This window comes from Bradyrhizobium ferriligni (genome assembly GCF_056837965.1).
Genome location: NZ_JBXEJO010000039.1, coordinates 37968 through 63845 on the forward strand (window position 1 = coordinate 37968; position 25878 = coordinate 63845).

General features: G+C 65.0%; 27 protein-coding genes and 1 pseudogene. 8 read left to right on the plus strand and 20 right to left on the minus strand.

Annotated elements, in window-relative coordinates; translation table 11 throughout:
* Positions 1-176 precede the first annotated feature (176 nt).
* Positions 177-1313 carry a hypothetical protein gene (locus AC1VNY_RS23210; protein WP_482406920.1) on the minus strand — a complete coding sequence of 379 codons (1137 nt, stop codon included), beginning with the start codon at positions 1311-1313 and terminating at the stop codon, positions 177-179.
* Between the two features lie 657 nt (positions 1314-1970).
* Between AC1VNY_RS23210 and AC1VNY_RS23215 the strand changes: the two genes are divergently transcribed.
* Positions 1971-3083: a helix-turn-helix transcriptional regulator gene (locus AC1VNY_RS23215; protein WP_038382539.1), complete on the plus strand. Its 1113-nt coding sequence runs from the start codon at positions 1971-1973 to the stop codon at positions 3081-3083.
* Positions 3084-3108: 25 nt separating this feature from the next.
* On the opposite strand, the gene AC1VNY_RS23220 is transcribed toward AC1VNY_RS23215, so the two are convergent.
* Positions 3109-3876, minus strand: coding sequence for a dienelactone hydrolase family protein (locus AC1VNY_RS23220; RefSeq protein ID WP_482406921.1), 768 nt, complete (start codon positions 3874-3876; stop codon positions 3109-3111).
* A gap of 249 nt (positions 3877-4125) precedes the next feature.
* Here AC1VNY_RS23220 and AC1VNY_RS23225 point away from each other — a divergent pair, with 249 nt between their 5' ends.
* Both AC1VNY_RS23225 and AC1VNY_RS23230 read left to right on the plus strand, forming a co-directional pair.
* Positions 4126-4431 (plus strand): hypothetical protein, encoded by a 306-nt coding sequence (locus AC1VNY_RS23225; RefSeq protein WP_482406922.1) that lies wholly within the window; start codon positions 4126-4128, stop codon positions 4429-4431.
* 3 nt (positions 4432-4434) lie between these two features.
* The gene (locus AC1VNY_RS23230; protein ID WP_482406923.1) at positions 4435-4956 is read left to right on the plus strand and encodes a DUF1697 domain-containing protein; all 522 of its coding nucleotides are present in this window, start codon (positions 4435-4437) and stop codon (positions 4954-4956) included.
* 136 nt (positions 4957-5092) lie between these two features.
* Here the strand turns inward: AC1VNY_RS23230 and AC1VNY_RS23235 are convergent, their stop codons facing one another.
* The 13 genes and pseudogenes from AC1VNY_RS23235 to AC1VNY_RS23295 all read right to left on the minus strand — a co-directional run bounded on the left by AC1VNY_RS23235 (position 5093) and on the right by AC1VNY_RS23295 (position 14691).
* Entirely contained in the window at positions 5093-6316 is a 1224-nt protein-coding gene (locus AC1VNY_RS23235; protein ID WP_482406924.1) for a threonine ammonia-lyase, read from the minus strand.
* Between the two features lie 471 nt (positions 6317-6787).
* Positions 6788-6943, minus strand: a complete 156-nt coding sequence (locus AC1VNY_RS23240; RefSeq protein WP_482406925.1) for a response regulator — start codon at positions 6941-6943, stop codon at positions 6788-6790.
* 54 nt (positions 6944-6997) lie between these two features.
* The gene (locus AC1VNY_RS23245; RefSeq protein WP_482406926.1) at positions 6998-7408 is read right to left on the minus strand and encodes an aminoacyl-tRNA deacylase; all 411 of its coding nucleotides are present in this window, start codon (positions 7406-7408) and stop codon (positions 6998-7000) included.
* A 124-nt stretch (positions 7409-7532) separates the two neighbouring features.
* The gene (gene bchE, locus AC1VNY_RS23250; protein ID WP_482406927.1) at positions 7533-9059 is read right to left on the minus strand and encodes a magnesium-protoporphyrin IX monomethyl ester anaerobic oxidative cyclase; all 1527 of its coding nucleotides are present in this window, start codon (positions 9057-9059) and stop codon (positions 7533-7535) included.
* Positions 9060-9174: 115 nt separating this feature from the next.
* Positions 9175-9915 (minus strand): di-trans,poly-cis-decaprenylcistransferase, encoded by a 741-nt coding sequence (locus tag AC1VNY_RS23255; RefSeq protein ID WP_018269238.1) that lies wholly within the window; start codon positions 9913-9915, stop codon positions 9175-9177.
* A gap of 30 nt (positions 9916-9945) precedes the next feature.
* A complete protein-coding gene (locus AC1VNY_RS23260) occupies positions 9946-10368 on the minus strand; it encodes a transcriptional regulator (RefSeq protein ID WP_304497838.1) in 423 nt (140 codons plus the stop codon).
* Entirely contained in the window at positions 10355-10972 is a 618-nt protein-coding gene (locus AC1VNY_RS23265; RefSeq protein WP_028341412.1) for a hypothetical protein, read from the minus strand. Before AC1VNY_RS23265 ends, AC1VNY_RS23260 begins: the two co-directional genes overlap by 14 nt.
* A 128-nt stretch (positions 10973-11100) precedes the next feature.
* Entirely contained in the window at positions 11101-11457 is a 357-nt protein-coding gene (locus AC1VNY_RS23270) for a DUF1428 domain-containing protein (RefSeq protein WP_028341411.1), read from the minus strand.
* Positions 11458-11570: 113 nt separating this feature from the next.
* Positions 11571-12308 (minus strand): DUF899 domain-containing protein, encoded by a 738-nt coding sequence (locus tag AC1VNY_RS23275; RefSeq protein WP_482406928.1) that lies wholly within the window; start codon positions 12306-12308, stop codon positions 11571-11573.
* 19 nt (positions 12309-12327) lie between these two features.
* Positions 12328-12690 (minus strand): annotated as a pseudogene (locus tag AC1VNY_RS23280) (SRPBCC family protein); the annotation flags it as partial.
* Positions 12675-13130 (minus strand): ArsR/SmtB family transcription factor, encoded by a 456-nt coding sequence (locus tag AC1VNY_RS23285; RefSeq protein ID WP_212057892.1) that lies wholly within the window; start codon positions 13128-13130, stop codon positions 12675-12677. The pseudogene AC1VNY_RS23280 and the gene AC1VNY_RS23285, both read right to left, overlap by 16 nt.
* Before the next feature lie 130 nt (positions 13131-13260).
* Positions 13261-13548 (minus strand): DUF3551 domain-containing protein, encoded by a 288-nt coding sequence (locus tag AC1VNY_RS23290; RefSeq protein WP_028341408.1) that lies wholly within the window; start codon positions 13546-13548, stop codon positions 13261-13263.
* A 171-nt stretch (positions 13549-13719) separates the two neighbouring features.
* Entirely contained in the window at positions 13720-14691 is a 972-nt protein-coding gene (locus tag AC1VNY_RS23295; RefSeq protein WP_016843619.1) for a Bug family tripartite tricarboxylate transporter substrate binding protein, read from the minus strand.
* A 204-nt stretch (positions 14692-14895) separates the two neighbouring features.
* On the opposite strand from AC1VNY_RS23295, the gene AC1VNY_RS23300 reads away from it, so the two are divergent.
* Positions 14896-15315 (plus strand): VOC family protein, encoded by a 420-nt coding sequence (locus AC1VNY_RS23300; RefSeq protein WP_038382552.1) that lies wholly within the window; start codon positions 14896-14898, stop codon positions 15313-15315.
* A 209-nt stretch (positions 15316-15524) separates the two neighbouring features.
* Positions 15525-17105: an AMP-binding protein gene (locus AC1VNY_RS23305; RefSeq protein WP_482406929.1), complete on the plus strand. Its 1581-nt coding sequence runs from the start codon at positions 15525-15527 to the stop codon at positions 17103-17105.
* A 15-nt stretch (positions 17106-17120) separates the two neighbouring features.
* Here AC1VNY_RS23305 and AC1VNY_RS23310 read toward each other — a convergent pair whose 3' ends face one another.
* From AC1VNY_RS23310 to AC1VNY_RS23325, 4 genes are all read right to left on the minus strand, one after another.
* Positions 17121-18410, minus strand: a complete 1290-nt coding sequence (locus AC1VNY_RS23310; protein WP_482406930.1) for a cytochrome P450 — start codon at positions 18408-18410, stop codon at positions 17121-17123.
* A 151-nt stretch (positions 18411-18561) separates the two neighbouring features.
* Positions 18562-19659: an HD-GYP domain-containing protein gene (locus AC1VNY_RS23315; RefSeq protein ID WP_482406931.1), complete on the minus strand. Its 1098-nt coding sequence runs from the start codon at positions 19657-19659 to the stop codon at positions 18562-18564.
* 294 nt (positions 19660-19953) lie between these two features.
* Positions 19954-22239, minus strand: a complete 2286-nt coding sequence (locus AC1VNY_RS23320; RefSeq protein ID WP_482406932.1) for a xanthine dehydrogenase family protein molybdopterin-binding subunit — start codon at positions 22237-22239, stop codon at positions 19954-19956.
* Complete coding sequence (locus tag AC1VNY_RS23325) at positions 22236-22727, minus strand: (2Fe-2S)-binding protein (protein ID WP_026192016.1); 492 nt, start codon at positions 22725-22727, stop codon at positions 22236-22238. Before AC1VNY_RS23325 ends, AC1VNY_RS23320 begins: the two co-directional genes overlap by 4 nt.
* Positions 22728-23036: 309 nt before the next feature.
* Between AC1VNY_RS23325 and AC1VNY_RS23330 the strand changes: the two genes are divergently transcribed.
* The 3 genes from AC1VNY_RS23330 (at position 23037) to AC1VNY_RS23340 (ending at position 24970) form a co-directional block, all read left to right on the plus strand.
* Positions 23037-23822, plus strand: a complete 786-nt coding sequence (locus AC1VNY_RS23330; protein ID WP_482406933.1) for an alpha/beta fold hydrolase — start codon at positions 23037-23039, stop codon at positions 23820-23822.
* Positions 23819-24154, plus strand: a complete 336-nt coding sequence (locus AC1VNY_RS23335; protein ID WP_482406934.1) for a hypothetical protein — start codon at positions 23819-23821, stop codon at positions 24152-24154. Before AC1VNY_RS23330 ends, AC1VNY_RS23335 begins: the two co-directional genes overlap by 4 nt.
* A gap of 141 nt (positions 24155-24295) precedes the next feature.
* Positions 24296-24970 (plus strand): dienelactone hydrolase family protein, encoded by a 675-nt coding sequence (locus AC1VNY_RS23340; protein WP_482406935.1) that lies wholly within the window; start codon positions 24296-24298, stop codon positions 24968-24970.
* Between the two features lie 81 nt (positions 24971-25051).
* Here AC1VNY_RS23340 and AC1VNY_RS23345 read toward each other — a convergent pair whose 3' ends face one another.
* Complete coding sequence (locus AC1VNY_RS23345) at positions 25052-25804, minus strand: polysaccharide biosynthesis/export family protein (protein WP_482406936.1); 753 nt, start codon at positions 25802-25804, stop codon at positions 25052-25054.
* Between the last annotated feature and the right edge of the window lie 74 nt (positions 25805-25878).

Sequence of the window (25878 nt, forward strand, 5' to 3'; positions counted from 1 at the left end):
CGCGATAGTTGCGCGCCGATCCCGACTACAGCCAGCTTTGAGGTGCGCTGCAATGCCACCATGACACAGCCATTGCGGCCGCGCGGACCGGCTCAGTGCATGCCGCCGGCGCCGAAAGCTCCCGTCAATGTGATCCACGCGAGCGCACCCTCGGTACGGTCGAGGTCAGGCTGCGCTCACAGCGCGATGGCGTTCTTCAAGCGAGCGGTGTCTTGATAGGCTGGCGACGCCAGATGTTCGGATAGCCATGGCCGCGCGCGCTTGCCGCTGACCTCGTGCGCGCCATCGAAGACGTCCATGTCGATCAAGTGTGGATGACCTGACGATGCGTAGACAGATTGCATTTGCGTAAACTTCTCATCCCGCCCAAGTTCCACGGCGTTTGCACCGTCGCGGCTCCCGATCTCGACGAACAGCGGGCACGGGCAGAGCAGGCACGCCAGCTCCGCGCCGGTGTACTTGGCGCGGCCGTTGCTGAAATGAATGTAAGCCGCAAGTTCGACGCCGAGATTCTTGCTGATCACGGGCGACGTCAGAAACCTCTTCTCGTCGCGCATATATCCGGAGACGACGGTCGGCCGCATCCGCCCCGTAGCGGCTTCCAGATGGAGCGCGAGAAAGGCGCCCCAGGACACCCCGTATACGCCGACGTTCAAACCCGACGCGCCGGTGAGCTTTCGGCAGACGATTTCGCCGGCATCGAGCGATGCGCATGACACGTTGTGAGCGGAGACACCGTGGGATGCCAGCATCGCGGCGATGTTGTTCTGGCTCTCCTGATTTCCGATCTGGACGATGTAAGGACACCAGACGACATAGCCGTCCCGACATAGCCGTTTGCCGAGCGCGTTCATGTAGTCCTTATCGGCATCGTCGAAGCAGCGCTCCGGCGTGCTCGCCATGCCGTGGCCGAGCAGGATCAATCCCTTGAATTCTCCGTCGGGAATTCCAAGACATCCGCGCACCGGCACGCCGCATTCCAGATCGAACTCGACCTTCACGACCGAGAATCCATCCGCGGGCGCGCGCCAGAGAACCCGGATCTCGTCACGCGACGGCCGATAAAGCCGCCGCGCCCGGAACAGAGATCGCATCTCTCCGCGAATCTCCGAACCGGTTGCGACCGCATGCAGCCTGCCGCTTGCCGCGATCTCGAACAACGACCGGCAGAACTGATCGTAGCCAAGGGTCGACAAGTCGACATTCGCGCATGATCCCCGGCAATGGCCCAGCGCCAGCCCGTCGTTGCCGGCCCGCGACGAGGGGCCGACCAGCGTCATCAACAATCCGGAAAGCGCCCTGCGGCTGATCATCGGCTCTCCCCGAGCCGACGATGGCTCGCATGAATGTCAGAGGTGGTTGCCCAAAGCGCGATGAGACCAGGTTTGAATCGTCATCACGCTTGAGGCCGCTCCCTAGGCATGATCTTTTCCGGAAAACCGCTTCGCACTTTCCGGATCATGCCGTAGCTGGCGCTACGGATTGCGCGGATACAAATTAAAGGATGTTCATGCTCGAACGATCGTGTGCAGCGTTGCAAATGTGTGACGCCGGCAGGCCTGGCGCAGCGTCGATCCACGCCAATCAGGTTTCGGGATGCTTCGGAATATTTCCGCCTGTCACGCAGCTTCGATTTCGCCACACACGGCGATGATCGTCAGGCCTTGATTATCGAGTCTTCATCAAGCCTCTATCAAGCCTTGGGCTTGACCCGCCGACCTGGCATCGGCCTTCGAATTCGTCGTCCGGGCGCCGGCGGCCGTGCGCCGGGGCGCAGCCGACGGAGCGAGGCCCCACGCGCCCGCCCGAAAATCGAGAAGAAGAGCGGCGGAAACGTCGTATTTTGCCCTGATGCGCGTGAACGCGCACCGGAATAATCCGGACTCGTGGCTCGGGCTGAATTGCTTTACGCAATATTTCCGGGGTCGCCGGGTTTATCTATTGGGCAACAACGGTTTTTGGGATGACCGATGGCGAACGACCTGCACGAGCATCTGATTGAACTGGCCTATGAGGCCGCGGTCGTCCCCGAATTGTGGCCGAATGTCCTGCATCAGGTCGGTGCGATCGCGCGTGCGCGCGGTATCGTGCTGCTGACGGCGGCCCCACACGACGTCCGCTGGGTCGCGTCCCCCGACATGCACGACGACACGGTGGCCTATGTCGAAGGCGGCTGGCACGAGCGCAACGGGCGATTGCCGCGCCTGCTCGCGGCCAACCATGCCGGCTTCCTGCGCGACATCGACGTATTCGATACGCCCGAGGAGGTGCAGCAGGATTTCCAGATCCGCGAATTCTTCCGCCCGCGCGGGCTCGGATGGGGCGCCGGTACGGCGATCCCGGTGCCGAGCGGCGACGTGCTGATCTACAGCGTCGAGCGCGAATACCAGCACGGACCGATCGAGCGGGAAGCAATCGAGCAGCTCGACGCGCTGCGGCCGCATCTGGCGCGTGCCGCGCTGCTGTCGGCGCGGCTCGGGATGGAGCGCGCCAGGGCGGCAACCGAATCGCTGGCGATGCTCGGCCTGCCCGCGGCAGTGCTGCGGCGCGGCGGCCGCCTGATGGCGGCCAACACGCTGTTCGACCGCCTCGTGCCCGACGTGATGCAGGATCGCGGCGAGCGCCTGACGCTGGCGGCGACCACTGCCGACACGCTGTTCGCCCAGGCCCTGGCCGCGCTTGATCAGGGACTGATCGGCGTGGAGGTGCGCTCGGTGCCGATCGCGGCGCAGGAGGATCGGCCGCCGCTGATCGTGCATCTGGTCCCGATCCACGGCGCGGCGCGTGACCTGTTCGACCGCGCGGCGGCGATCGTGATCGTGACGCCGGTGGTACCGGCCGAGGTGCCGACCGCGGAAGTGCTGCAGGGTCTGTTCGACCTGACGCCGGCGGAGGCGCGCGTTGCGCGCGGCATTGGCGAAGGACGCACCGTCGAGGCAATCGCCGGCGCATTCGGCATCTCCCGCGAAACGGTGCGCAACCAGCTCAAGGCGGTGCTGGCCAAGACCGGACTCGGCCGGCAGGTGGAGCTGGCCGGACTGCTGGCCGGCGCGAAGGTTCCGCCGGGGTCGTCAGGAGACTAGCGCACCCCGCGCACGGCCCTCGGCCTCAAGCCGCGCTCAGGCGGGCCTGGAAGAAGTCGGCAACACGGCTGACCGCATCAGCGGTCATCGGATCATTGTCCGCGAAATCGAAACCGTGCGCCTTGCCCGGATATCGGACGATCTCCGCTTCGGCGCCGACCGACTTGCCGAGCCCGACAAGCGCCTCACCCTTGGCGAGCGGGACGTTGCGGTCCGCCTCGCCGTGCAGCTCGATCATCGGCGGCAGGTGCTTGACCTCAGGCGCAATCTTGTCGGGCATGCCGCCATACAGCACGGCCAGCGCGGACACCCGCGCGTCGCGGGCCGCCGCAGCAGCGGCAACGTAGCCGCCGAGCGAGAAGCCGAGCAGTCCGATCCGGCCGGAACTGTCCGCGCCCGATAGCACCGCTGATAGCACAGCCGAGACGCGCGCAGCCCAGGCGTCAAAACGCCCGCTCTCGTAGGCCTCGCGGCGATCGCTGGTGTGCATCGTCTCGAGCGCCTGCTCGTCGGCCGGCGTGTAGTAGCGAACGAAATAGGCGTCGATGCCGTCTGCGGTCAGCGCGTTGGCATAACGCTCATAGGCCCGCGGCCTGAGGTCGAAGCCGCGCGAGCCGTGCAGGACAAGCACCGCCGGCCGCTTGCCGGTACGCCCGCAGGCAAAACGATTGAGCGTGACGCGGCCTTCGCCGGCATCGACGCTCAGCGTCTCCGCGGCGGCCGCCGCAAGCGAAGGCGATGCCGCCAGCAGGGCAAGGCCGCCAAGCAGGCTCCGTCGGCTGATTGCTCGCATCGAAACCTCGTTCGGGCTGCGCGGCTCTTGGGCCGGGCTGCGCCGCTATATCATGCCGGACCGCACGCCCGGTAGAGCATGTCATCGGCCGCCGGCGGCCAGCCCAGCGGCACGCCTGCCGCCGATCGTGGCGGCAGCCGCGGGGACATCGCAAAACGATCGCATGTTCAAACGGTACCGGTTACGCTAGGGTAGCTCCCCTCCCTCCGCGCCCGCTCCGGCGCATGTCCAGTCAATGAGTGCATCTGAATGGCCGAAGCCGACCTCGACGCCGTCATCCGGCAAACCGCAAAAGCGCAGACCAAGGCCGTGATGGCGGCTGCCAGGAAACGTCAGGCCGTCTGGGTCGCGCGCGCGGCCAAGGCCAAGGACAAGGAGGCCAAGGCGCGCTTCCGCTTCCTGGCCAAGAGCACGATGCTGAACGCAACCGCGACCGCCAAGCGGTTGCAGAATTCGGCGGAGAACGCCGCCGACGCCTATGCCCGCGCCATGAAGAAGGCGATGGAAGAGCTGCCGCCGGCCAAGAAGCCCGCGAAGAAGAAAGCCGACGGCTAGTCGATGCCGCGTTACGTCGCCCTGTTGCGCGCGGTCAATGTCGGCGGCACCGGCAAGCTGCCGATGACCGAGTTGAAGGCGATGTGCGTCGACGAGGGATTTGCCGACGCGCAGACGTATATCGCCAGCGGCAATGTCGTGTTCTCCTCGAAGCTCGGCGCGGCCAAGGTCAAGGCCGCGCTGGAGCGGCGGCTGCAGGCCTATGCCGGCAAGCCGGTCGGCGTCGTCGTCCGCAGCGCGGACGAGATCGCCGCGGTGCTGAAGGCCAATCCGTTTCCGAAAGCGCCGCCGAACTATACTGTCGCGATTTTCCTCGACGAGCCACCGCCGAAGGACGCCTTGAAGGACATCAAGGGCCGGCAGGACGAAGAGGTGCGGCTCGGCAAGCGCGAGATCTATGTCGCCTATGGCAGCGGCATGGGCCGCTCGAAGCTGAAGATCCCCGCCGCCGCCAAGGGCACCGCGCGCAACATCAACACCATCGCGAAGCTCGCCGAGCTCGCGGCGGGTGATGACGAAGGTTAGTTCGCCCATTGAAATCCGTCATCCTGAGGAGCGCGGAACGCGCGTCTCGAAGGATCGACGGCCCGGCTGGTGGCCGATTCATCCTTCGAGGCTCGCTCCGCTCGCGCCTCAGGATGACGGTCAAGCAGTCTGACAGCTAACTCTCCCGCACCGCAAATCCGGCGGCGCCGAGCCTTGCCAGCACCTCCTCCAGATGCGCGCGGTCGCGCGTTTCGATCACGAGCTCGAGCAGCGTCGCCTTCGCCGGAAGGTCGGAGAAGGTGCGCTGATGCGAGACCTCGATGATATTGGCGCCGGCGTCGGCAAGCAGGATCGACACCGCCGCGAGCTGTCCAGGCCGGTCGACGATGTCGAGCGCCAGCTGCGTCAGCCGTCCCTCGCGCGCGAGCTCGCGGGTCAGGACCGAGGCGATCAGCCTGGTGTCGATATTGCCGCCTGTCAGCACCAGGCCGACATTGCGGCCGGCAAAGCGCGTCGGTGCCGCGAGCACGGCGGCGAGGCCGGCGGCTCCGGCACCCTCGACCACCGTCTTCTCGATCGAGATCAGGGTCGCGACCGCGCGCTCGATCTGGTCCTCGCTGACCAGGATGATGTCGTCGACGAGCTCGCGGACGATTTTCGTGGTGATCTGCCCGGGCGCCTTGACCGCGATGCCCTCGGCGAGCGTGTCGCCGCGCATCGGCAGCTGCTCGCCTTTGACCGTATTGTACATTGACGGATAGAGCTGGGCCTGCACGCCGACGACCTGGATCGACGGCTTCAGCGCCTTCGCAGCGGTGGCGATGCCCGAGATCAGCCCGCCGCCGCCGATCGGCACCACCAGGATATCGAGCTCCGGCACCGCCGCGAGCATTTCAAGTCCGATCGTGCCCTGGCCGGCGATGATCAGCGGATCGTCATAGGGATGGATCAGGATCAGGCCCTTCTGCGCGGCATGCGAGCCGACGAACGCGAAGCATTCTTCCAGCGTCTGCCCGGTGATGATGACCTCGGCGCCGTGCCGCCTGGTGTTCTCGATCTTCACCATTGGCGTACCGATCGGCATCACGATGGTGGCGGGGATGCCGAGCCGCTTGGCGTGATAGGCCACGCCCTGGGCGTGATTGCCGGCCGACATCGCGATCACGCCGCGCTTGCGTTCCTCGGGCGACAGCGCCTGTAGGCGATTCAGCGCACCGCGCTCCTTGAAGGTCGCCGTGAATTGCAGGTTTTCGAATTTGAGGAACAGGCGGCAGCCGCAGATCTCGCCCAGCGTGCGGCTCTCATTGCAGGCCGTGACCATGACCGCATCCCGGATCACATCCGCGGCACGGCGTATGTCGGCAAGGGTGATGGCGGCGGTATGGGCAGGCTGCGGCATCGGGTTTCGCTTCGGTCCGTTTCGTCAGACGGAACCTAGCGGGTTTCGGCGCCGAAAACGACCGCGCAGAGCATGATCCGGAACAGTGCGAAGCGGCTTTCCGGAAAGATCATGCTTAAACAACGAGCTAGACGCGATGACGATTCAACCCGATCTCATCGCGCTTCAGCGTGCGGTCAACAGCCGTTCTTCTGGCCTCGCCGGGCTGGCCAGCTGAACCTCATCGCATTTTGGGCATATCAGCGCGGTGCGGAAATGCTTGTCGAGCACAATGGTTCGCGTCCTGCCGCACTGGCAGCGCATCGGCTTATCCATGGAAAACCGGCCAGGGGTCGAGATGCAAGGAAAGCGTGCGCCTAGCTACCTCGGTCCGGTTAACCCAGTATGACCTGCCGCAGGAGAATTTGTCGCGCGGTCTTTTTTGAGCAAGATCTCTTCGGAAAACCGCTTCGCACTTTTCCGGATCATGCTTCAGAAGAAGCCGGCGCTGAGATCGAGGCCGTAGCTCGCCCTGAGCGCCGCGACGAACAGGGCCGCGGCGGCAAACAGCAGGACATGCCAGGCGATGCTGCTTCGAAGCGAATTGGCCGGAAACGCGCGTGCGATCGATTGAGCCAAAGCAGCCATCTGCGACCTCCGGAGCCACGTCCCGAAGGTAGGTCGCGTGCAGCGCAGTGAGGTTCAATGCGGCTCGCGGATCGGCCGGCGGCGCGCCAACGTGCTCTGTTCGGGATCACGCTGTGGCCGCACCCGGCTTTTGAAGCGGTGACCGACCACGATCAGCTTGCCCTCGGCGCGGATCGCGGCCTCGGCCGCTGGCGCGGACGGCAGATTGTCTTGCGTGACCGCTTCCAGCGCGCGCAGGAACTCACGACCGGACGATGTGATCTCCCAGCCTTCGACGTCACGGAGCACATAGCTATGGCTAAAGATGTCGAGTTCGGGGACCCGCGATGCCAGACGTTTGATCCGTGCATGCCAATCGTCGCCGCTCGATGAGAGGATTGCAAGGTCGTGCTTAAGTGAATTGAGGGTGGCTCTGCTGCCGACGTGACTGGCCAATATTTTTAAGATCGCAACCTGTATGCTCAACTCGACGCCTCGACCGCCACGGTTCTTTTTGTTCTGCGCAGCCGATCTGGAAATTATCGCGCTGATGACTCGGGCGTCCAGTCATCAGCGCCAGTTATCCAGAAGACGGCAAGACGGTATCGACTTACGCTGCGCGTGATGTGCCGACGCGGCGCTCGGGCCGGTGCGACGACATCGATTCCTCCTCCATATCCTGCGGCGCGCCCCAAAATTCCTGCACCGTCGGTCCGTGCTTCAGTCTTTTGTCGCGCAGGAAGCCGAGAATTTCGTGCGGCCAGACCCGGCGGCCCATCTGCGTGTACCAGCGCATCGCGTGACGAAGTCCGGCGTCTCGGTGAAGCAGTACGCGGAGCAGCGCCTTCGGGCGGCATTGCAGCACCATCTCGGTGAACTTGAACCAGAGCAGCACGCGCCACGGCGGCATGTGCCGGGTCGCCAGCACCTGATGCTTGTAGTCCCAGAGCCTACGATCGGTCTGGATGACGCGCCGCCCCGCCGCGAGACGGAAATAGGGCGTCCAGCGATGCGGCGTGACGTAGAGCATCTGGATCTGATCGGGATCATAGGACAACAGCTGCCTGAGACCGCGCCAATGATCGCGATCGGTCTCCTCCTCGAAGCCGACCACCCAGGTCGCCATCGACAGGATGCCGTGCCGGCGCATCAGACGGATGGCCTCGCGATCGATTGTGGTGGTCGCACCCTTGCGGATCAACTCCAGCGTCTTCTCGTCCGTGTTTTCCATGCCGAGCAGGAAGCGCTGCCACCCCGCTTTCTTGTAGAGATGCAGGATGTCGGCATCGCGCACGATGTCGTCGGCGCGGGTCGAGCCGACCAGGATCAGATCGACATCCTCCGCGATCAAGGCCTCGAGAAAGGCCCGCCACGCCTTCTTCGAGACGGTCGGATTCTCGTCGGCGAAATTGATCACCTTGACGCCGTGCTCGCGATGGAGCCGGGCCAGCTCCTTCGCAAACCGCACGGGATCGCGGTGCCGCCATCGCGTCCAGAAACCGCGCTGGCCGCAGTAATTGCACAGATGCGGACAGCCGCGCGAGAATTGCACAACGACGGCGCGCAGCCCGCCCCAATAGCTGTAGCGCGCGTGATCGATCAATTCCCAGCCGACGCGATAGGCATCGAGATCACGGATAACAGGCGCAGGCGGCGTCACGCGTGGCCCATAATCGTCGCGGAATGCGATGCCGTTGATGATGCGGAGATCCTCGCCGGCCTCCAGCGCCCGCATCAGGCGCCGCGCGGTCTCTTCGCCCTCGCCGCGCACGATCGCGGTGACGTAGCGCTCCTCGCGCAGGATGTCGCGCCAGTGATAGGTCGGAAACACGCCGCCATAGACGATCCGGACACCGGGCACGGCCGTGACGATCGCCTGCGCCACCTCGGTGATGACAGGATGGCCCGACGTCGAGCCGGAATGGCCGAACAGCACCGCATCCGGTGCAAATCTCGATGCCTCCGCCACGATGGCTTCGACCGGCATCGGCCCGAACTCGGCATCGATAAGACCGACGTCGTGGCCGTCATCGATCAGCGGCCCGCCGATCGACAGCAGGCCGAGTGGCGGCAGATGGTCGTCGGGGATCCGGCTGCCGATCGCCGGATGCGGCACGTTGATGAGAAGAATGCGCATGGATGATCGCTCCCGCTATGATTGGCGTGATCGTTCGTCCCCGCATCTTGTGAGAGAAGGAGCCCAACCCCCCGGCCGGGCTTTAGGAAGAGAGCAGTTGGCGCGGCTTGACGCGCTAGAGGTTCGGCACCTCCGCCGGCGCAATCGCGGTCAGTCCGCCGAAGCGGCGCTCGCGGCGATGGAAGGAGCCGAGCGCGTCGGCGAGATCGTCGGCATCGAATTCGGGCCACATCCGCTCGGTGAAATGCAGCTCGGCATAAGCGCCCTCCCAGAGCAGGAAGTCCGACAGCCGTTTCTCGCCCGAGGTGCGGATGATCAGGTCGACGTCGCGCAGGCCGGCCTCGCCGGTGATAAGATCGGCGAAAGTCTCGCGGCTCAGCTCGCCGGCGCCGGCCGCGCGTGCGGCGGCGTTCAGGATGGCGTCGCGCGCCGAATAATCGATCGCGATGCGCAGATGCAGCGTGGTACCTCCGGCGGTCTCGGCCTCCGCGCGCGTGATCGCTGCGGCGATGCCGTCGGGCAGCCGGTCGCGGCGGCCGATCACGGTGAGGCGAACGCCGTTGCGCACGAGCGCGGCGATCTCGTTGGCGAGATAGAACCGCAGCAGCCCCATCAGCGCCGCGACCTCGGCCTTCGGACGGCGCCAATTGTCGCTCGAGAAGGCGTAGAGCGTCAGCGTGCCGACGCCCTGGTCCGGTGCGGCCTCGACGATGCGGCGGATCGCCTCGACGCCGGCCTCGTGTCCGCGCAGGCGCGACAGGCCGCGCCGCGTCGCCCAGCGGCCATTGCCATCCATGATGATGCCGACATGGAGCCTGATGGCGGCCTCCGGCTTGAGCGCGACGTTACTTTGCATCACAAAGTCTCCGGACAAAAATGGGATGGTTCAAACCGGCTGGATACCGAGGCGGCTAGCTGCGCGGTCGTCCTTGCCGGCGGCCTTTTCTGCCGTGCCGGCGGCCCTCTCGGCCGTGCCGGCGGCCTTGGCCGCGTCACGCACCAGCTGCTCGAGCACGGCGAGATAGTCGAGGAAACGGCGGCGGCCGCTCTTGGTCAGGCGGCAGGTGGTATGCGGACGATTGCCTTCATAGCCCTTGATGACGTCGACGAGACCGGCCTCCTGCAGCACCTGCAGGTGCCGGCTGAGGTTGCCGTCGGTCAGGCCGCAGAGCTGCTTGAGATCGGCAAAGGCGAGCCCCTTCGGATGCGCCATCAGCGAGGTCAACAGGCCGAGCCGCGCCTTCTCGTGGATGACGCGGTCGAGGCCATCATAGGCGAACGGCGCGGTGGTCAGGTCAGTCTTCGGCATCGTGGCCTCCGGAAGCGAAATAAAGCAGCGCTGCGAGCAGCAACTGGCCGATCGCGAATGGCAGTCCCATGGTCCAGGGCGATAGCGCGTGGCTCTGGCTTGCGATCAAGAGCACCGTGAAGCCCGACAGGAAATACCAGGCGCCGCCGAGCGCGATCGTGCGCGGCAGCAGGCGGACCGAGGCGAACACGCCGAGGCTGACCAGCACCTGCCACAGGCCCGGCAGCATCCACAGCGTCTCGGGCGCGAACTTCCATTGCAGGACAGCGAGCAGCACGCCGGCGATAACAGCCGGGACGAATTGCTCGATCGCCTGCTGGACCATCGCGTCCGCAAGGCCGGAATGATGCCGGCGCGAGCGCGCCTGCATCTCGATCCAGATCAGCACGGCGGAGACCAACGCGGCCGCCGCCCAGCCTGCGAGGAACGCGATCGGATGAGCGGTGGGATCGGCAAGCCAGAGATATTGCGCAAGCGCCGTGATGAGCGCGATGCCGCTGGTGGCGGCGACGGTCGCCGGACCATAGCCGCGAAACGCCGTTCCGGCCGCAATCTGGCTGCGGATCGCGAGGATATCGGCCAACGCCTTGTCGAGGTCACGCATGATTCGCCCGAACTTTGTATTGCAAAGTATACGGGATCACCAAGTAAACGCAAGCGGCATCGCGCGGCTCGCTGAGCGTGATGTTTAACAGCCGGTTACTGCGCGGATTGCGGCGAAACCGTGCCGCGTCAGACCTTCACGAGGCTGGCAAAGCCGCCATAGATCATCCGTTTGGCGTCGAACGGAACGTCGCCCGTGCCCATCGACGCCAGGCGCGGATCGGCCATCACCTTGGCGTTGATCCTGTCGCGCTGGGCGCGCGACTTGTAGGTGATCCAGGCGAACACGACGGTTTCGCCGGCCTTCAGTTTCACGCTCTGCGGAAACGACGTCAGCTTGCCCGGCTTGACGTCGTCGGCGACCCATTCGCGATAATCCAGCGCGCCATACTCGCGCCAGACCTTGCCGGCCTTCTTCGAGAGCTGCGCATAGGCTTTGAGTTTCTTCTTCGGCACGGCGACGATGAATCCATCGACGTAAGGCATGCGGATGACTTCCTGCTGTTTGGTTCCCCGTCATTGCGAGGAGCGAAGCTATGAAGCAATCCATCTCGACACTTGCGGCGCGATGGATTGCTTCGCTGCGCTCGTAATGACGATCAGGAGTGACAGCAGGATGCCTGAACCGGCGCCGGTTGGTACTGGTCACGTAGCCGCACCCAATCCATCGGATAGGGCAATCCTTCCTCGTGGCGGCCGAGCGGCGTCAGGTCGAGATAGTGGTAGGCGGCATTCATCATGTCGAGGCCGCGCGCGAAGGTCGAGTAGGTGTGGAACACGCTTCCCTGCTCGTCGCGACAGAACACGCTGATGCCGGGCAGTTCGGGACCGTAGAGCGGGGTCGTTCCATAATTGTACTTCGCGGTCCCCGCATCGATCTGCGCTTGCGTGAACGAGACGCCGTAATCGTAGTTGAAGTCGTTCCCTCCCGAGGAGACCCAGTCGAAGGTCCAGCCCATCCGTGCCTTGAATGCGTCGAGCTTGGCGAGCGGCGCCCGCGAGATCGCGAGCATCGTGGTGTCGCGCGCGGCCAGATGCGGGACCATGCGCTCGAAGCCGTCGGCCCAGAACGAGCAGCTCTTGCACGCTGCGTCCCATTCCGGCGCGAACATCACGTGCTGCACCACGAGTTGCGGCCTGCCCCTGAAGAGATCGCCGAGCGTCATTTTGCCGCCCGACCCGTCGAACACATAGTCCTTGTCGACCTTGACCCAGGGCAGTTCGCGGCGCTGCCGGCTCAGCGCTTCGCGGGCTTGGGTCAACTCCTTCTCACCGACCATCAGCGCCTTGCGGGCTGCGATCCATTCCTCGCGCGAGACGATCTTGTGCTGTTGCATGGGGATGCTCCTTTGCAGATCAGGCGTCGACAAAGCTTTCCAGATTGCCGAGGAATGCGGTCCAGCCGCGCTGGTGGTTGTCGCGGGCGGTCTCATCGACGAACTGCGCGTGATGGAAGGTGAGCAGCGTACCGCCGGCATCGGGCTTGATCGATATCGTCACCTCGGATTCGCGTTCGGGCGTCGAATGCCAGGCCCAGCTGAACACCAGCTTCTCGTTCGGCACCACCTCACGATAGACGCCGCCGACCTCGTGATACTCGCCGTTGGTGCCGATGAATCCGATGCGATAGCGTCCGCCGACGCGGACATCGAGCTCCGCGCGCGTCGTGGCCGGCTTGACCCCACCCGGTCCGAACCACTGCGCTAGATTTTCCGGTTCGGTCCACGCGGCGTAGACTTTTTCCGGCCGCGCGCGGAGCCGCCGCGTGAGGGTGAGGCTTGGGCGCGCGGCGAGGCCGGCGTCGGCGGCGACTGCGGATTTGTTTGCCATGGATCTTCCTCCACAAAAGCGGCAAGGCGGTCGAGGTTGTCGGACCAGAATTGCGCATAGCGATTGAGCCAGTTCATCGCCTGCTCCATCGGCCGCGCGGTGAGCCGGCACGCCACCGTGCGTCCGGTCTTTTCGCGCGCGACGAGACCCGCATCGGTGAGCACGTCGAGATGCTTCATGATCGCGGGCAACGACATCGCGAACGGCTGCGCCAGCTCGCTCACCGACAGGCTTTCCTGGTCGCCGAGCCGCGCCAGCAGCGCGCGGCGGGTGGGATCGGAAAGCGCGGCAAAGGTGCGGTCCAGCGTCTCGTCCTGATACTTAACCATGTGGTTTAGTATAGGCGCAAACGGCGCGACGTCAAGCGCGCGACTTCACGATCGCGTCAGGATGTGGCCCGGCGCGGGGACGAACGTCAGGAACGGTGGCGACAGACTGCCTTGCGGCGATGCCGCAACGCTAGTCGGGATAAACGGTCCGGTGCCGGCGCTGATAGCGGCCCGGTGGTGGCGGCGGCGGTTCGCTGAACAGGAAGCGCGGATTCTCGCCGCAATAGAGATAGCGGCCGGACACGCTCGCGAGACATTGCTCGTAGGTTCGATAGGCGCATTCGCCGGGATAGCCCAGGCTCGGGCCCTGCGCACACCATGGGTAGTCATAAGGATCGGCGGAAGCGGGCGTGATACTCGCCGCGCCTGCGAGCGTCACCGTTCCCAGAACAAGCATTGCCAATCCCGATGCGCGCATGATCCGGCTCCTCGGATGCCGCAGTTAGCAAGATACGGCATCCTTTGTAAGGTTCCTGAACGTCATTTTATTCCGCGTCAAGGCCGACGAATTTGGCTTCGGCCAGGGACCGGCCGTACCGCGCGGGCCACATTGGTCTCGCGCGATCCAGCATCGCACCTCTTGCGAGGCCTACTCGACCTTGAGGCCGGCGAACTCGACCACCTTCTTCCACTTGTCGGTCTCGGCCTTGATGTCGTTGCCGAAGGCTTCCGGCGTCTGGATCAGCGGATCGCCGCCGAGCTCGACCAGGCGCTTCTTCATGTCGGGTTCGGCGAGCACGGCGTTGATCTCGGTGTTGAGCTTGGCGATAACTTCCTTCGGCATATTCTTCGGCGCGCCCATGCCGAACAGCGCGCTCGCCTCGTAGCCTTTCACGGTTTCGGCGACCGACGGAACATCGGGCAGCTGCGAGGATCGCTCCGTTGACGTCACCGCCAGCGCGCGCAACGCGCCGGAGCGGATGTGCTGGATGATCGAAGGCATGTTGTCGAAGATCACCTGCACCTGGCCGCCGAGCATGTCGGTGATCGCGGGCGCGGCGCCGCGATACGGCACGTGCTGCATCTTGCAGCCGGTCATCGCCATGAACATCTCGCCGGAGAGATGCACCGAGGTGCCGTTGCCGGAAGAGGCCATGTTCACCTTGCCGGGATTGGCCTTCACATATTCGATGAACTCGGCAACGGTCTTGGCCGGCACGTCCTTGTTGACGGTCATCACGTTCGGCACGCGATTGAAGGAAGCAACCGGCGCGACGTCGCGCACGAAGTTGAACTTCAGATTGGCGTAAAGCGAGGCGTTGATGTAGTTGGCCGGATTGACCAGCAGCACGGTGTAGCCGTCCGGCTCGGCGTTGATCGCCGCCTCGGTGCCGATATTGTTGCCGGCGCCCGGCTTGTTCTCGATCACGAATTGCTGCCCGAGCCTCTCCGACAGCCGCTGCCCGACCAGGCGCGCGATGATGTCGGTGGCGCCGCCCGGCGGATAACCCACGATCCAGCGCACCGGCCGCGCCGGATAGTCGGCAGCGGAAGCGCGGCCGATCGCGAATGTCGAAATCCCCGACCCGATCAGGCCCAGCGCGGTACGGCGTGAAATCATGAAGTTTCTCCCAATTCAGCAGGGTTTGGCGCCCTGCCCGTTTCTGTTGCGTTGCGTGCGGCGCGGTTTTAACAAACAATGCCTGAAGCGGCCAGTGCGACACGTGCGCCGCCGACCGCGACGAAAGACTAAGCTTCGGCTCTGATCGCACCAGAACCGGCGACCACATCGCTCGAAAGCACTCTGGACCGAAGAGGATCGATCATGTCCGTCAAGGTGAATGGGCTCGACCATCTCGTGATCAACGTCACCGATGTCGTGCGCTCGGTTGCCTGGTACAGCAGGATCCTCGGCATGGAGGTGAAGGTGTTCGACCCCGGCAAGGGCAAGACACCGCGCACCTCGCTGGTGTTCGGCAACCAGAAGATCAATGTGCGGCCGCGCGATGCCGACAAGGTGGACTGGTTCACCGCCGATCACGAGGCGGCCGGCAGCGACGATCTCTGCTTCCTCACTTCGAGCACGCCCGAGGAAGTGGTCGCGCATCTGAAAGCCAATGGCGTCAGGATCGAGGAAGGCCCGGTGGCCAAGCAAGGCGCGCGCGGCACGCTGCGCTCGGTCTATTGCCGCGACCCCGACGGCAGCCTGATCGAGATCTCGTCGTACGAGAAGGGCGCGACCTAGCTTTCGCTCGTCATTGCGAGCCGGCGTGGCGTGCGAGTGCGCGCCCGATGACGGATGCCGCGAATATATCGATCTCTTCCGCGCGGCGGAACAGATTGCTTCAACGCAAAACCGCTTTGCAAATCCCGATTTGCTCTCGGCGCACACCGATGGCAGAACTGCTCCCAACCAAGACCAATGGCGGCCGGCAAGGCCACGCGGGAGGACATATGAGCAATTCAAAAGCAGTGCCGGGCGTCGTCGGACCGTTTGCGGGGCTCGACGTGCCATGGCTGCTGCGGATGCGCGCCGAGGTGCGCCGCGATCATCCGTTCCTGATCTGGGCGCCGTTCGACGCGCCGGCACGGCGCTGGAGCTACGGCGAATTCCATGAGCGCGTCGGCGCGCTCGCTGCGGGTCTTGCGAAGCGCGGAATCCGGCGGGGTGACTATGTCCTGATCCATCTCGACAATTGCATCGAGGCGATCATGTCGTGGTTCGCCTGCGTCGAGCTCGGTGCCATCGCCGTCACCACCAACACCCGTTCCGCCGCCGCCGAGATCGAATATTTTGCGGGCCATTGCGGCGCGGTCGCCGCGATCACCCAGCCGGCCTATGCCGAGCTGATATCAGCCAACTGCAAGGGCCTGCGCTGGATCGCGGTAACCGCGCACGACGCCGGGCAAGCGCCGGCACAGCCGCCCGCGCGCGGCGACAGTTTCGACGTGCTGTTTGCCGACAGCGCCGACCGGCCGCGTCGCCCGACCGATCCGCTTGCGCCCTGCAGCGTGCAATATACCTCCGGCACCACGTCGCGGCCGAAGGCGGTGCTGTGGACCCACACCAACGCGCTGTGGGGAGCCAAGGTCAACGCCGCGCATCAGGATCTGCACGCCTTTGACGTGCACCAGACCTATCTGCCGCTGTTCCACACCAACGCGCTGGCCTATTCGATGCTGGCGAGCCTGTGGGTCGGGGCGACCTGTGTGATCCAGCCGCGCTTCTCGGCGAGCCGCTTCTGGCCGGTGGCGCTCGAGCACGGCTCGACCTGGACCTCGACGATCCCGTTCTGCATGAAGGCGCTGCTGGAGCACGAGGTGCCGAAGAATCACAAGTTCCGGCTCTGGGGCACCGCCGTGAACGAGCCGCCGGCGTTCAACGTGTTCGGCATCAAGATCATCGGCTGGTGGGGCATGACCGAGACCATCACCCACGGCATCATCGGCGAGGTCGATCAACCCAACACGCCGATGTCGATCGGCCGTGCCGCGCCCGAATACGAAATCCGCATCACCAATGACGACGGCACGCCGACCGGCGTCGGCGAGACCGGCAACCTCCTGATCAAGGGCATTCCAGGCCTGTCGCTGTTCGCCGAATATCTGCACAACGAGACGGCCACGCGCGAGAGCTTCGACGAGCACGGCTATTTCATCACCGGCGACCGCGTCACGATGCTGGAGCGCGGCTACATCAAGTTCGGCGATCGCTCCAAGGACATGCTGAAGGTCGGCGGCGAGAATGTCGCAGCATCCGAGATCGAGCAGGTGATCGCGGTGGTGCCGGGCGTGCGCGAGGCCGCTGTCGTGGCGAAGAAGCATCCGATGCTGGACGAAGTGCCGGTCGTCTTCATCATCCCGCAAACCGGCGTCGCCGCCCTGCCGGCCGATTTGCACGACAACGTCATGACCGCCTGCCGCTCCGGGCTCGCGGACTTCAAGGTGCCCCGCGAGATCCGCTTCGTCGACGACATGCCGCGCTCGACGCTGGAGAAGGTCGCGAAGGCGGAGCTCAGGAAGATGCTGGAGTGACGTGGCCTGGCCGCGTCAATTCACCTCGAAGCGGATCGGCAGCTTCTTCGGGCCGTTGACAAAATAGGCCTGCGTCATCTTCACCTCGCCATCGAGCGACAGCGACTTCAGGCGCGGCAGCAGCTCCTCGAACAGGATGCGCATCTCGAGCTTGGCGAGGTACTGACCGAGACAGAGATGCGCGCCATAGCCGAACGCGACATGGCGATTGGGCTTGCGATCGCTGCGGAAGCGATCGGGGTCCTCGAACACCTCCTCGTCGCGATTGCCCGAGGCGTAGCACAGCATCAGCCAGTCGCCCTTGGCGATCTTGCGGCCGCCGAGCTCGGTATCCGCGGTGGCCGAGCGCATGAAATGCTTGACCGGCGTCATCCAGCGGATCGACTCGTCGACCAGGCCCGGGATCAGTTCCGGGTTGGCCTTCACCTTGGCGAATTCCGCGGGGTCCCTGGCCAGCGCCCAGATCGCGCCGGCGGTCGATGATGAGGTGGTGTCGTGGCCCGCGGTCGCGACGATCATGTAGTAGCTGGTCTGATCGTGCTCCGGCATGTAGTCGCCGCCGATCTTCGCATTGGCGATGACGGTGGCGAGATCGTCGCGCGGGTGCTGACGGCGATCCTCGGTGATCTTGCGGAAGTAGGCGGAGAAGTCGGCGATGATCGCCTGCAGCATCGCGGAGACCTGCTCCGCGCTCAGCGCGTCGCGGACGCGCGCGGTGTCGGGATCCTGCGGGCCGAACAGTTCCTGCGTCAGCTTGAGCATGCGCGGCTCGTCCGCCTCGGGCACGCCAAGGATCTCCATGATGACGTGCAGGGGATAGCCGAGCGCGACGTCCTCGACGAAGTCGCAGGCGCCGCCCCTCGCGAGCATGCGCTGCACCGTGGCGCGCGCGATCTCGCGGACGCGGGCCTCGAACTTGCCGAGATTGGCCGGCATGAACCAGCCTTGCGTCAGCGCGCGATATTTCGGGTGATCGGGCGCGTCCATCTGCACCAGCGAGCGCACCAGATTGGGCCCGCCGGTGATCTTGCGAACGCGCTCCTCGAGCGCCTGCGTCGTCAGCGTGGTCGGCCGGTCGGCGTTGTGGAACAGCTCGTTCTGCCGGCTGATCGCCTGGATATGGGCGTGCTTGGTCACCACCCAGAACGGATCGAACTTCTCGGGTCGCGCGATGCCGAGCGGGTTGTTGGCGCGCAGCCAACGATAGCTGTCGTGGATGCGGTCATCCGCATAAGCGACGGGATCGACAAGGGTTGCCGCGATGTCGGCGGGGATGTCGAAATCCCCGGTCGTTGCCGTATCCATGATCGTCCTCACCCGTCGGAGCATCGGTCTTGCCGATGATCACCGGAATCTAGGCGGAGGTAAGGAGCACGACTTGCGTTGATTGGCTAGAGCCGTCGCCTCAGCCGGCATTGCGACGACGAAGCGACGTAGCAATGACGGGGTTGAGGGCTCAATAATGCCCGAACGCCACCGGGCGGAACGCCTGCAGCAATTGCTGGTCGAGCTTGCCGCCCATCTCCTCCATCATGGAGAACGCCTTGGCGTGGGTGAACTGCAGCCGGTAGGCGCGCTTCTCGACCAAAGCGGCATAGACGTCGACGATCGTGGTGACGCGGACGATGTCGCTGATCTGGTTGCCGCTGAGGCCGTTCGGATAGCCGGTGCCGTCGAGGAATTCGTGGTGGTGCAGGATCACGTCGAGCATTTCCGGCGGGAAGCCGCCCTGCGCGGACAGCGCCTCGTAGCCGCGGCGCGGATGCTCGCGCATCTCGGCCATTTCCTCGACCGTCAATGCGCCGGGCTTGTCGAGCAGCGCGACCGGAACGAAGGCCTTGCCGACGTCGTGCAGCAGCGCGGCGCGGGCGAGCCGGCGCTGATCGTCCTCACGCATGCCGAGGTGCTGCGCGAACGCGACTGCAAAGCCTGTCACGAACAGGCAGTGGCGATAGGTCTCCTGGTGATGGCAGCCGACCGTGGTCAGCCATTCGCGCAGCGAGTTGTGCTTGATCGCCTTGAGGATCTTGTTTTCGGCGGCGACGATGTCCTCGAACTTGAGCGGCTCGCCGGCGCGCATCCGCTCGAACATCTTGACCATCACGCCGTGCGCGGCTTCGACACCGCGGTTGAGCGCCTTGCCGCGATCGGTCTCGTCATAACCGCTGTTGTCGGGAAACGCGGCGCGGATGCGCTGCAGGATGCCGCGCGCATCGAACGGCCGCGAGATCGTGTCGGTGGCGCCGAGCGCCCAGGCCTGCATCGAGGCGTGATGCAAGGCATCCGCCAGCACGAACAGCCGCGGCATCTCGCGATAGGCGTCGGCCTGCAGCTTGGCGCGGACGAGCTGCACGGCTTCGGGCGAGCGCAGGTTGATGTCGACGACGATGCCGGAGAGATCGCGGGCCGGCTGCTCGGGAATGTCGGAGGTCGGAACGGTATCGACCTCGCCCACCGAGCGCAAAATGCTCGCGAGCTCGTTGCTCTGGTCGCTTCGATCTGACGCCAGCAGGAGGCGGCGCTTCGAAGTCTGGTTGTTGGCTAAGGCAGTCATGGCATCCCCGTCGCGGTAACGACCGACGCCGGGACGCTACCTGACGATGCGTTCCCTCCGGCTTAATGGGGATGCTGAACGGCGCTTAAGCGCAATGAATACAATTTGAGGGATCGCCAAATCCGCCAGCAAATTCAGGCCGCCCGAAAATCAATGCGGATGCGAGCGTCGGCGGCGAATCATGAATTTTTGCGGCTTCGAGGATGTTGATGCCGTCACCGCCCGGCCGACGCGCGGAGCCAAGAAAAACGCCGGAGAGCTCACGCTCTCCGGCGTCCTTGTTCGTTCAGGTCGTTACGCCTTCATCGCCGCCTTGACGGCTTCCGCAGTGATCGGCAGGCCGCGGACGCGGGCACCGACCGCGTTGAAGACGGCGTTGCCGATCGCCGGCGCCACCACCGTCACCGCGGGCTCGCCGACGCCGGTCGCCTTCTCGCCATTGGCGATGACGTTGACCGCGACTTCCGGCAGCTGGCTCATCCGAAGCGGCGTGTAGCTGTCGAAGTTGGTCTGCTCGATGCCGCCGTCCTTCAACGTCGCCTTCTCGAACAGCGCCAGCGACATGCCCCACAGCGCCGCGCCCTCGACCTGGGCGCGGATGCCGTCGGGATTCACCTGCGTACCAACGTCGGTCGCAACCGTCAGCTTCTTTACCGTCACCTCGCCCGACGGGGCGACAGCGACATGGGCGACGCAGGCGGTCCAGCTCGCCGTGGCGCGCTCCTGCGACGACACGCAGGCAACCCCCATGCCTTCGCCCTTGGGTAGCTGCTTGGTGCCGTAGCCGGCAAGGCCCATCGCAGCGAGCAAGGTGTTGCGGAGACGCTGCGCGCCGCCGTCATTCTTGCCCTTGCCGTCGAGCAACGAGATGCGCAGTTGCGCCGGGTCCTTGCCGGTCGCATGCGCGATCTCGTCGATCATGCTTTCGACCGCCCAGAACGTCCAGCCCGGCGCCACCGAGCGGAGCTGACCCGACGGGGTGGCATTGTGCGCCATCTCGTTCTTGATCGCCCGCACATAGTGGTTGGGCACGGTGTAGAAGAAGTCCGCTCCGTTCACGGTGAAGGAGTCGAGCGGGCCTTTCTTGTCGACCGACGGTGTCAGGAAATCGGGGATTCCCCAACGCGCGGTCGGCCAGGCCGAGACCACGTCGTGGCTCATCGCGACGATCTTGCCGTCGCCGTCCATGCCGGCCTTCACCTTCTGGTAGGTCAGCGGACGCGAGAAATCCATCGTCATGTCGTTTTCGCGCGTGTAGATGACCTTGACCGGCTTGCCGACGGCCTTCGCCGCCTGCACCGCGGGCACCATCATGTCGGCGTCGAGACGCCGGCCGAAGCCGCCGCCCAGCCACATCTGGTGCATCACCACGAACTTCGGATCGATCCCGGCGGCGCCGGCCGCAATCGCGCCGGAGCGCGTCGCGAACTGGTTGCCGGAATAGATGTGCAGGATGTCGCCCTTGAACTCCGCGGTGGCGTTCATCGGCTCCATCGGCGCGTGGATGTTGATGTTGGTGGTGTATTCCGCCTCCAACAGCTTGGCCGCCGAGCCGAAGGCCGCGTTCGGATCACCGTCCTTGACGAAGAACTCTCCGGAATCGCTGAGCCCCTGCAGCCGCTTGGCCTCGGCGAACAGCGATTCGCTCGACAGTTTTGCGTTTGGACCGCCGTCATAGCTGATCTTCAGCGCCGCCGCGGCCTTCTTCGCCTGCGCATAGGTGTTGGCGACCGCGACGACCCAGCCGGTCGTGGTTGTGGTCTTGTCGTCGAGGGTGACGGCCTTGATGAAGCCGGGCAGCTTCTTGGCTGCGCTATCGTCGACCGACTTCACGGTGGCGCCGTAACGCACCGGCGGGGTGACCAGCGCGCCGTAGACCATGCCCGGCACCATCACGTCGATGCCGTACTTGGCCGTGCCGTTGACCTTCGACGGAATGTCGAGCTGCGGCACCGAGACGCCGATCATGGTGTACTGGTCGGGCGTCTTGAGCTTGATTGCCTTCAGATCATCCGCCGTGAAGGTCTTGGTCGCCTTGCCGCTCTTCACCACTTCGGCGAACGACATCGACTTCTTCGACTTCGCATGGCTGATCTTGGAATCGCGCACCACCAGCTCGCCGGCCGGCACGCCCATGGAGGCCGCCGCCGCTTCGGTCAATGCGATACGGCCGGCGGCGCCGGCGCGGCTCATCGCATCGAAGTTCATCATCGTCGACCAGCTGCCGCCGGTGATCTGCGCGCCCAGCACGGGATCGTTGAACTTCGGATCGTTGGAAGCGAGCTGAACCCGCATGTCCTTCCAGTTCGCGCCGAGCTCTTCGGCGACGATCTGCGCCATGGTCGAGGCGACGTGCTGGCCCATGTCGGCCTTGCCGCAGGTCACGGTGACGAGACCGTCGGGCGCGATCGAATACCAAACACTCGGCTCGAAGTTGGCGGTTGCGGGTGCCGCGAGCGCCTGGTCGATGCCGGACGCTGAGTAGCCGAGCACGAGGCCGGTTGCAGCGGTGCCGACCAGGAAGGAACGGCGGCTGAGATCGGTCGTCTCGGGCGCGAGGTTGTTCACGTGCTTGTTCATGTGGCCCTCCGCTCGGATCCGGTGGCCGATGCGGTGCGCATGTCGGACGCAGCGCGCATGATCGCCTTCTGGATTCGTGAATAGGTCATGCAACGGCAGAGATTGCCGTCCATATGCGCGACCACTTCTTCCTTGGTCGGGTTGGTGTTCTTCGACAGCAGCGCCGCCGCTTGCATGATCTGGCCGGACTGGCAGTAGCCGCATTGCGGCACCTGCTCGGCGACCCAGGCCTTCTGCAAGGGATGATCGCCCTTGGCGGACAGGCCTTCGATGGTGGTGATCTTCTTGCCGACGGCGTCGGCGACCGAGGTCTGGCAGGACCGCACCGCTTCGCCGTTGACGTGAACCGTGCAGGCGCCACACAGACCGGCGCCGCAACCGAATTTGGTGCCCGTCATCTGCAATTGCTCGCGGATGACCCAAAGCAGCGGCGTGTCATTGGCCGCCTCGACGGACATATTCCGTCCGTTGATATTGAGATTTGGCATCTCTCTCCCCTTCCGGTGTAGGAAGCCGCTTACGGCGGCAACTCACTGTTGGGTCTTGGCCGGCGCCCACCGGGTCAGCGACAGTTGCCGAAACAATGATCCGGTTCCCGGCTGGAGGCAATCCAATTTGGAATTGCTCGAAAAGAATAAATTTCCGAAGATGCCTGTTGTGCGATGCGGCAACGGCATGACGCTTTTTGGAATGCCAGCGTTCGTGTCTAATCGACTGGCGCTTGCTCAAAGCGTCGGCAGCAGGGATCGGCAACGCCGTCCGATGACAGCGGCGAGAGAGACACAAGGAGCCCGTCAATGGCCAAGCTCAACCGCAGCGGCGTCGACATCTACTACGAGGTTCACGGCAGCGGCCCGCCGCTGATCCTGACCCACGGCTATTCCTCGACGTCGGCGATGTGGCAGGGCCAGATCGAGGCGCTGTCGCAGCGGCACAAGCTGATCCTGTGGGACATGCGCGGGCACGGCCAATCCGACTATCCCGACGATCCCGATGCCTATAGCGAAGCGCTGACGGTCGGCGACATCGCCGCTTTGCTCGACGCCGCCGGCGCCGACAAGGCGATCGTCGGCGGGCTGTCGCTCGGCGGCTACATGTCGCTCGCCTTTCATCGCGCCCATCCGGAGCGGGTGCGGGCGCTGCTGATCATCGATACCGGCCCGGGCTTCAAGAAGGACGACGCCCGCGAGGTCTGGAACAAGCGCGCCCGCGACACCGGCGACCGCTTCGACCGCGAAGGGCTCGAGGTGCTGAGATCGCTGAGCGCCGAGCGCGCGTCGGTCACCCATCGCGACGCCAGGGGCCTCGCGCTCGCGGCGCGCGGCATGCTGGCCCAGCGCGATGCACGGGTGATCGAATCGCTGCCCGGGATCCAGGCGCCAGCGCTGGTTGTGGTCGGCGCCGACGACACGCCGTTCCTGGCGGCATCCGACTACATGGCGGCAAAGATCCCCGGTGCGCAGAAGGCGGTGATTCCGAACGCCGGCCACGCCGTCAACATCGACCAGCCGCAGGCGTTCATCGCCGCGGTGCTGCCGTTCCTGGACGGCCTTGAGGGCGCGCCGGGAAAGACCGCGCCATGAAGACAATCGCCGTTGCCTTGTTGCTGACTGCGGCCACGACAGGGGCGAGCGCGCAGAAGCTGCCGTTCGTAACAGCCCCGTCCACTTTCACCGCGACGCTGTCCAACACCACGCCGCTGGTGTTCGGCATGGGCGTTGCGGACGCGCAGCGCGCGCTCGGCACGCCCCTCACCTATGTCAGCGGACGGCACGGCAACGAGATATTCCTGACCTTCCGCGACCTCGGCGGCAGCGGGCTGTTTCCGCACCACGACCGTCTCTTCCTCCAATTCCGCAAGCACCGGCTGACCGGCTGGAAGGCCGACTGGGGCGAGAACTGGATGTGGCGCTAGAGCATGGTCCGGAAAGCGCGAAGCGGTTTTTCGAAACGGCCACGCTCAAACGAAGAGCCAAAGCGCGATGACGATTTCATCGCGCTTTGGACCACATCGTCGATGACCTTCATGCAACCCCCAAACTGACAAGGATGGACCATGGGACAAGACATCAAACTCAAGGCTTCGGACGGATTTGAACTCGGCGCCTACCGCGCCGATCCTGCCGGCGCGCCAAAGGGCGCGGTCGTCGTGATCCAGGAGATCTTCGGCGTCAATCACCACATCCGCTCGGTCTGCGACCGGCTGGCGAAGGAAGGCTATGTAGCGGTTGCGCCATCGATCTTCGACCGCATCACGCCGAACTTCCAGAGCGGCTATTCCCCCGACGAGATCGCCGAGGCGCGGAAGTTCGTCGCCAATCCGGACTGGGCCGCGATGCTGCGCGACAGCCAGGCCGCAATCGACGCGGTGAAGCCCGCCGGGCCGGTCGGCATCACCGGCTTCTGCCTCGGCGGCAGCGTCGCCTATGCTGCCGCCACCAAGCTCGCCGGGCTGTCAGCCGCGGTCGGCTATTACGGCGGCGCCATCGTGCGCTTCGCCGACGACAAGCCGGCAGTGCCGACGCAGCTGCATTTCGGCGAGAAGGATGCCGGCATTCCCTTGAGCGATGTCGAGGCCATCAAGTCGAAGCGGCCCGAGGTCGAGGTCTTCATCTATCCCGGCGCGCAGCACGGCTTCCATTGCGACGAGCGCGCCAGCTACGACAAGGCAAGCGCCGACATCGCCTGGCCGCGCAGCATGGAATTTTTCGCAAAGCATTTGAAGAAGTAGCATCCGTCATTGCCGGGCTTGACCCGGCAATCCATCGAGCGAAGATGGATAGCCGGGTCGAGCCCGGCCATGACGACTTTTCTAAAACCAGCGCTCGCCGACGAACACCGTATCGCCCGGGCTCATCGGCGTGCCCAGCGGCACCACGAAGCGGCCGGAGCCGGACGCATCGGTGTGGGTCAGCGTCACGCTGTCGCGGCGGGCCCGCGGCGCGAAGCCGCCGGCGATCGCGACCGCGCTCTCGACCGTCATGTTCGGCACGTAGGGATATTGGCCGGGTGCCTGGACTTCGCCGAGGATGAAGAACGGACGATAGGACTCGATCTCGACCGCCACCGAAGGCTCGCGGATAAACCCGTTGCGCAGCCGTGCCGAGATTTCGCCGGCAAGCCCGGCCGGCGTGCGGCCGCGCGCCGGCACCGAGCCGATCAGCGGCATCGTGATCGCGCCCGCGGCGTCGATCGCATAGGAATTGGTCAGGCCTTCCTGGCCGTAGACCACGACGCGGAGCTTGTCGCCGGGGCCAAGATGATAGCCGTTGTCGTAGCCGGCCGGGGGTCCACCCGGGGCGGCGGCATAGACGACCGGGGCGGCGGCCGGCGCGGCATAGCCATAACCAGGGGACGCGCTGGCGAAGGCGGAACGCAACGCGCTGATCGCACCGCCGCCGCCTGCATCGGCAACCGGAGCGGGTGCGTAGGCCGGGCCATAGCTGACGGCATCGACGCCTTGCGGGCCGACGGCGACGGGACCGGACGTGCTCATGCAGCCAGACAGCGCGAGCGCAGCCACAACGGCAGTGATCGGCAATCGTAACGCGCGTGCAACCGGCACCGGACCTATCCCTCAACGGCGAGACAGGCCCAGTCTTGCACCACTTATGGTTAATAAAAGGTTTTCGAGGGTCG

Excerpts from the sequence above, each read along its gene's own strand:
- AC1VNY_RS23225 (WP_482406922.1), top strand. The coding sequence starts at position 4,126 with ATGGCCGAAGCCGACCTCGACGCCGTCATCCGGCAAACCGCAAAAGCG.
- AC1VNY_RS23290 (WP_028341408.1), bottom strand. The coding sequence starts at position 13,548 with ATGCGCGCATCGGGATTGGCAATGCTTGTTCTGGGAACGGTGACGCTC.
- AC1VNY_RS23235 (WP_482406924.1), bottom strand. The coding sequence starts at position 6,316 with ATGCCGCAGCCTGCCCATACCGCCGCCATCACCCTTGCCGACATACGC.
- AC1VNY_RS23285 (WP_212057892.1), bottom strand. The coding sequence starts at position 13,130 with ATGGTTAAGTATCAGGACGAGACGCTGGACCGCACCTTTGCCGCGCTT.
- AC1VNY_RS23300 (WP_038382552.1), top strand. The coding sequence starts at position 14,896 with ATGTCCGTCAAGGTGAATGGGCTCGACCATCTCGTGATCAACGTCACC.
- AC1VNY_RS23330 (WP_482406933.1), top strand. The coding sequence starts at position 23,037 with ATGGCCAAGCTCAACCGCAGCGGCGTCGACATCTACTACGAGGTTCAC.
- AC1VNY_RS23340 (WP_482406935.1), top strand. The coding sequence starts at position 24,296 with ATGGGACAAGACATCAAACTCAAGGCTTCGGACGGATTTGAACTCGGC.
- AC1VNY_RS23220 (WP_482406921.1), bottom strand. The coding sequence starts at position 3,876 with ATGCGAGCAATCAGCCGACGGAGCCTGCTTGGCGGCCTTGCCCTGCTG.
- AC1VNY_RS23240 (WP_482406925.1), bottom strand. The coding sequence starts at position 6,943 with ATGGCTGCTTTGGCTCAATCGATCGCACGCGCGTTTCCGGCCAATTCG.
- AC1VNY_RS23265 (WP_028341412.1), bottom strand. The coding sequence starts at position 10,972 with ATGCGTGACCTCGACAAGGCGTTGGCCGATATCCTCGCGATCCGCAGC.
- AC1VNY_RS23210 (WP_482406920.1), bottom strand. The coding sequence starts at position 1,313 with ATGATCAGCCGCAGGGCGCTTTCCGGATTGTTGATGACGCTGGTCGGC.
- AC1VNY_RS23255 (WP_018269238.1), bottom strand. The coding sequence starts at position 9,915 with ATGCAAAGTAACGTCGCGCTCAAGCCGGAGGCCGCCATCAGGCTCCAT.
- bchE (WP_482406927.1), bottom strand. The coding sequence starts at position 9,059 with ATGCGCATTCTTCTCATCAACGTGCCGCATCCGGCGATCGGCAGCCGG.
- AC1VNY_RS23320 (WP_482406932.1), bottom strand. The coding sequence starts at position 22,239 with ATGAACAAGCACGTGAACAACCTCGCGCCCGAGACGACCGATCTCAGC.
- AC1VNY_RS23335 (WP_482406934.1), top strand. The coding sequence starts at position 23,819 with ATGAAGACAATCGCCGTTGCCTTGTTGCTGACTGCGGCCACGACAGGG.
- AC1VNY_RS23260 (WP_304497838.1), bottom strand. The coding sequence starts at position 10,368 with ATGCCGAAGACTGACCTGACCACCGCGCCGTTCGCCTATGATGGCCTC.
- AC1VNY_RS23215 (WP_038382539.1), top strand. The coding sequence starts at position 1,971 with ATGGCGAACGACCTGCACGAGCATCTGATTGAACTGGCCTATGAGGCC.
- AC1VNY_RS23310 (WP_482406930.1), bottom strand. The coding sequence starts at position 18,410 with ATGGATACGGCAACGACCGGGGATTTCGACATCCCCGCCGACATCGCG.
- AC1VNY_RS23325 (WP_026192016.1), bottom strand. The coding sequence starts at position 22,727 with ATGCCAAATCTCAATATCAACGGACGGAATATGTCCGTCGAGGCGGCC.
- AC1VNY_RS23230 (WP_482406923.1), top strand. The coding sequence starts at position 4,435 with ATGCCGCGTTACGTCGCCCTGTTGCGCGCGGTCAATGTCGGCGGCACC.
- AC1VNY_RS23305 (WP_482406929.1), top strand. The coding sequence starts at position 15,525 with ATGAGCAATTCAAAAGCAGTGCCGGGCGTCGTCGGACCGTTTGCGGGG.
- AC1VNY_RS23275 (WP_482406928.1), bottom strand. The coding sequence starts at position 12,308 with ATGCAACAGCACAAGATCGTCTCGCGCGAGGAATGGATCGCAGCCCGC.
- AC1VNY_RS23315 (WP_482406931.1), bottom strand. The coding sequence starts at position 19,659 with ATGACTGCCTTAGCCAACAACCAGACTTCGAAGCGCCGCCTCCTGCTG.
- AC1VNY_RS23270 (WP_028341411.1), bottom strand. The coding sequence starts at position 11,457 with ATGCCTTACGTCGATGGATTCATCGTCGCCGTGCCGAAGAAGAAACTC.
- AC1VNY_RS23295 (WP_016843619.1), bottom strand. The coding sequence starts at position 14,691 with ATGATTTCACGCCGTACCGCGCTGGGCCTGATCGGGTCGGGGATTTCG.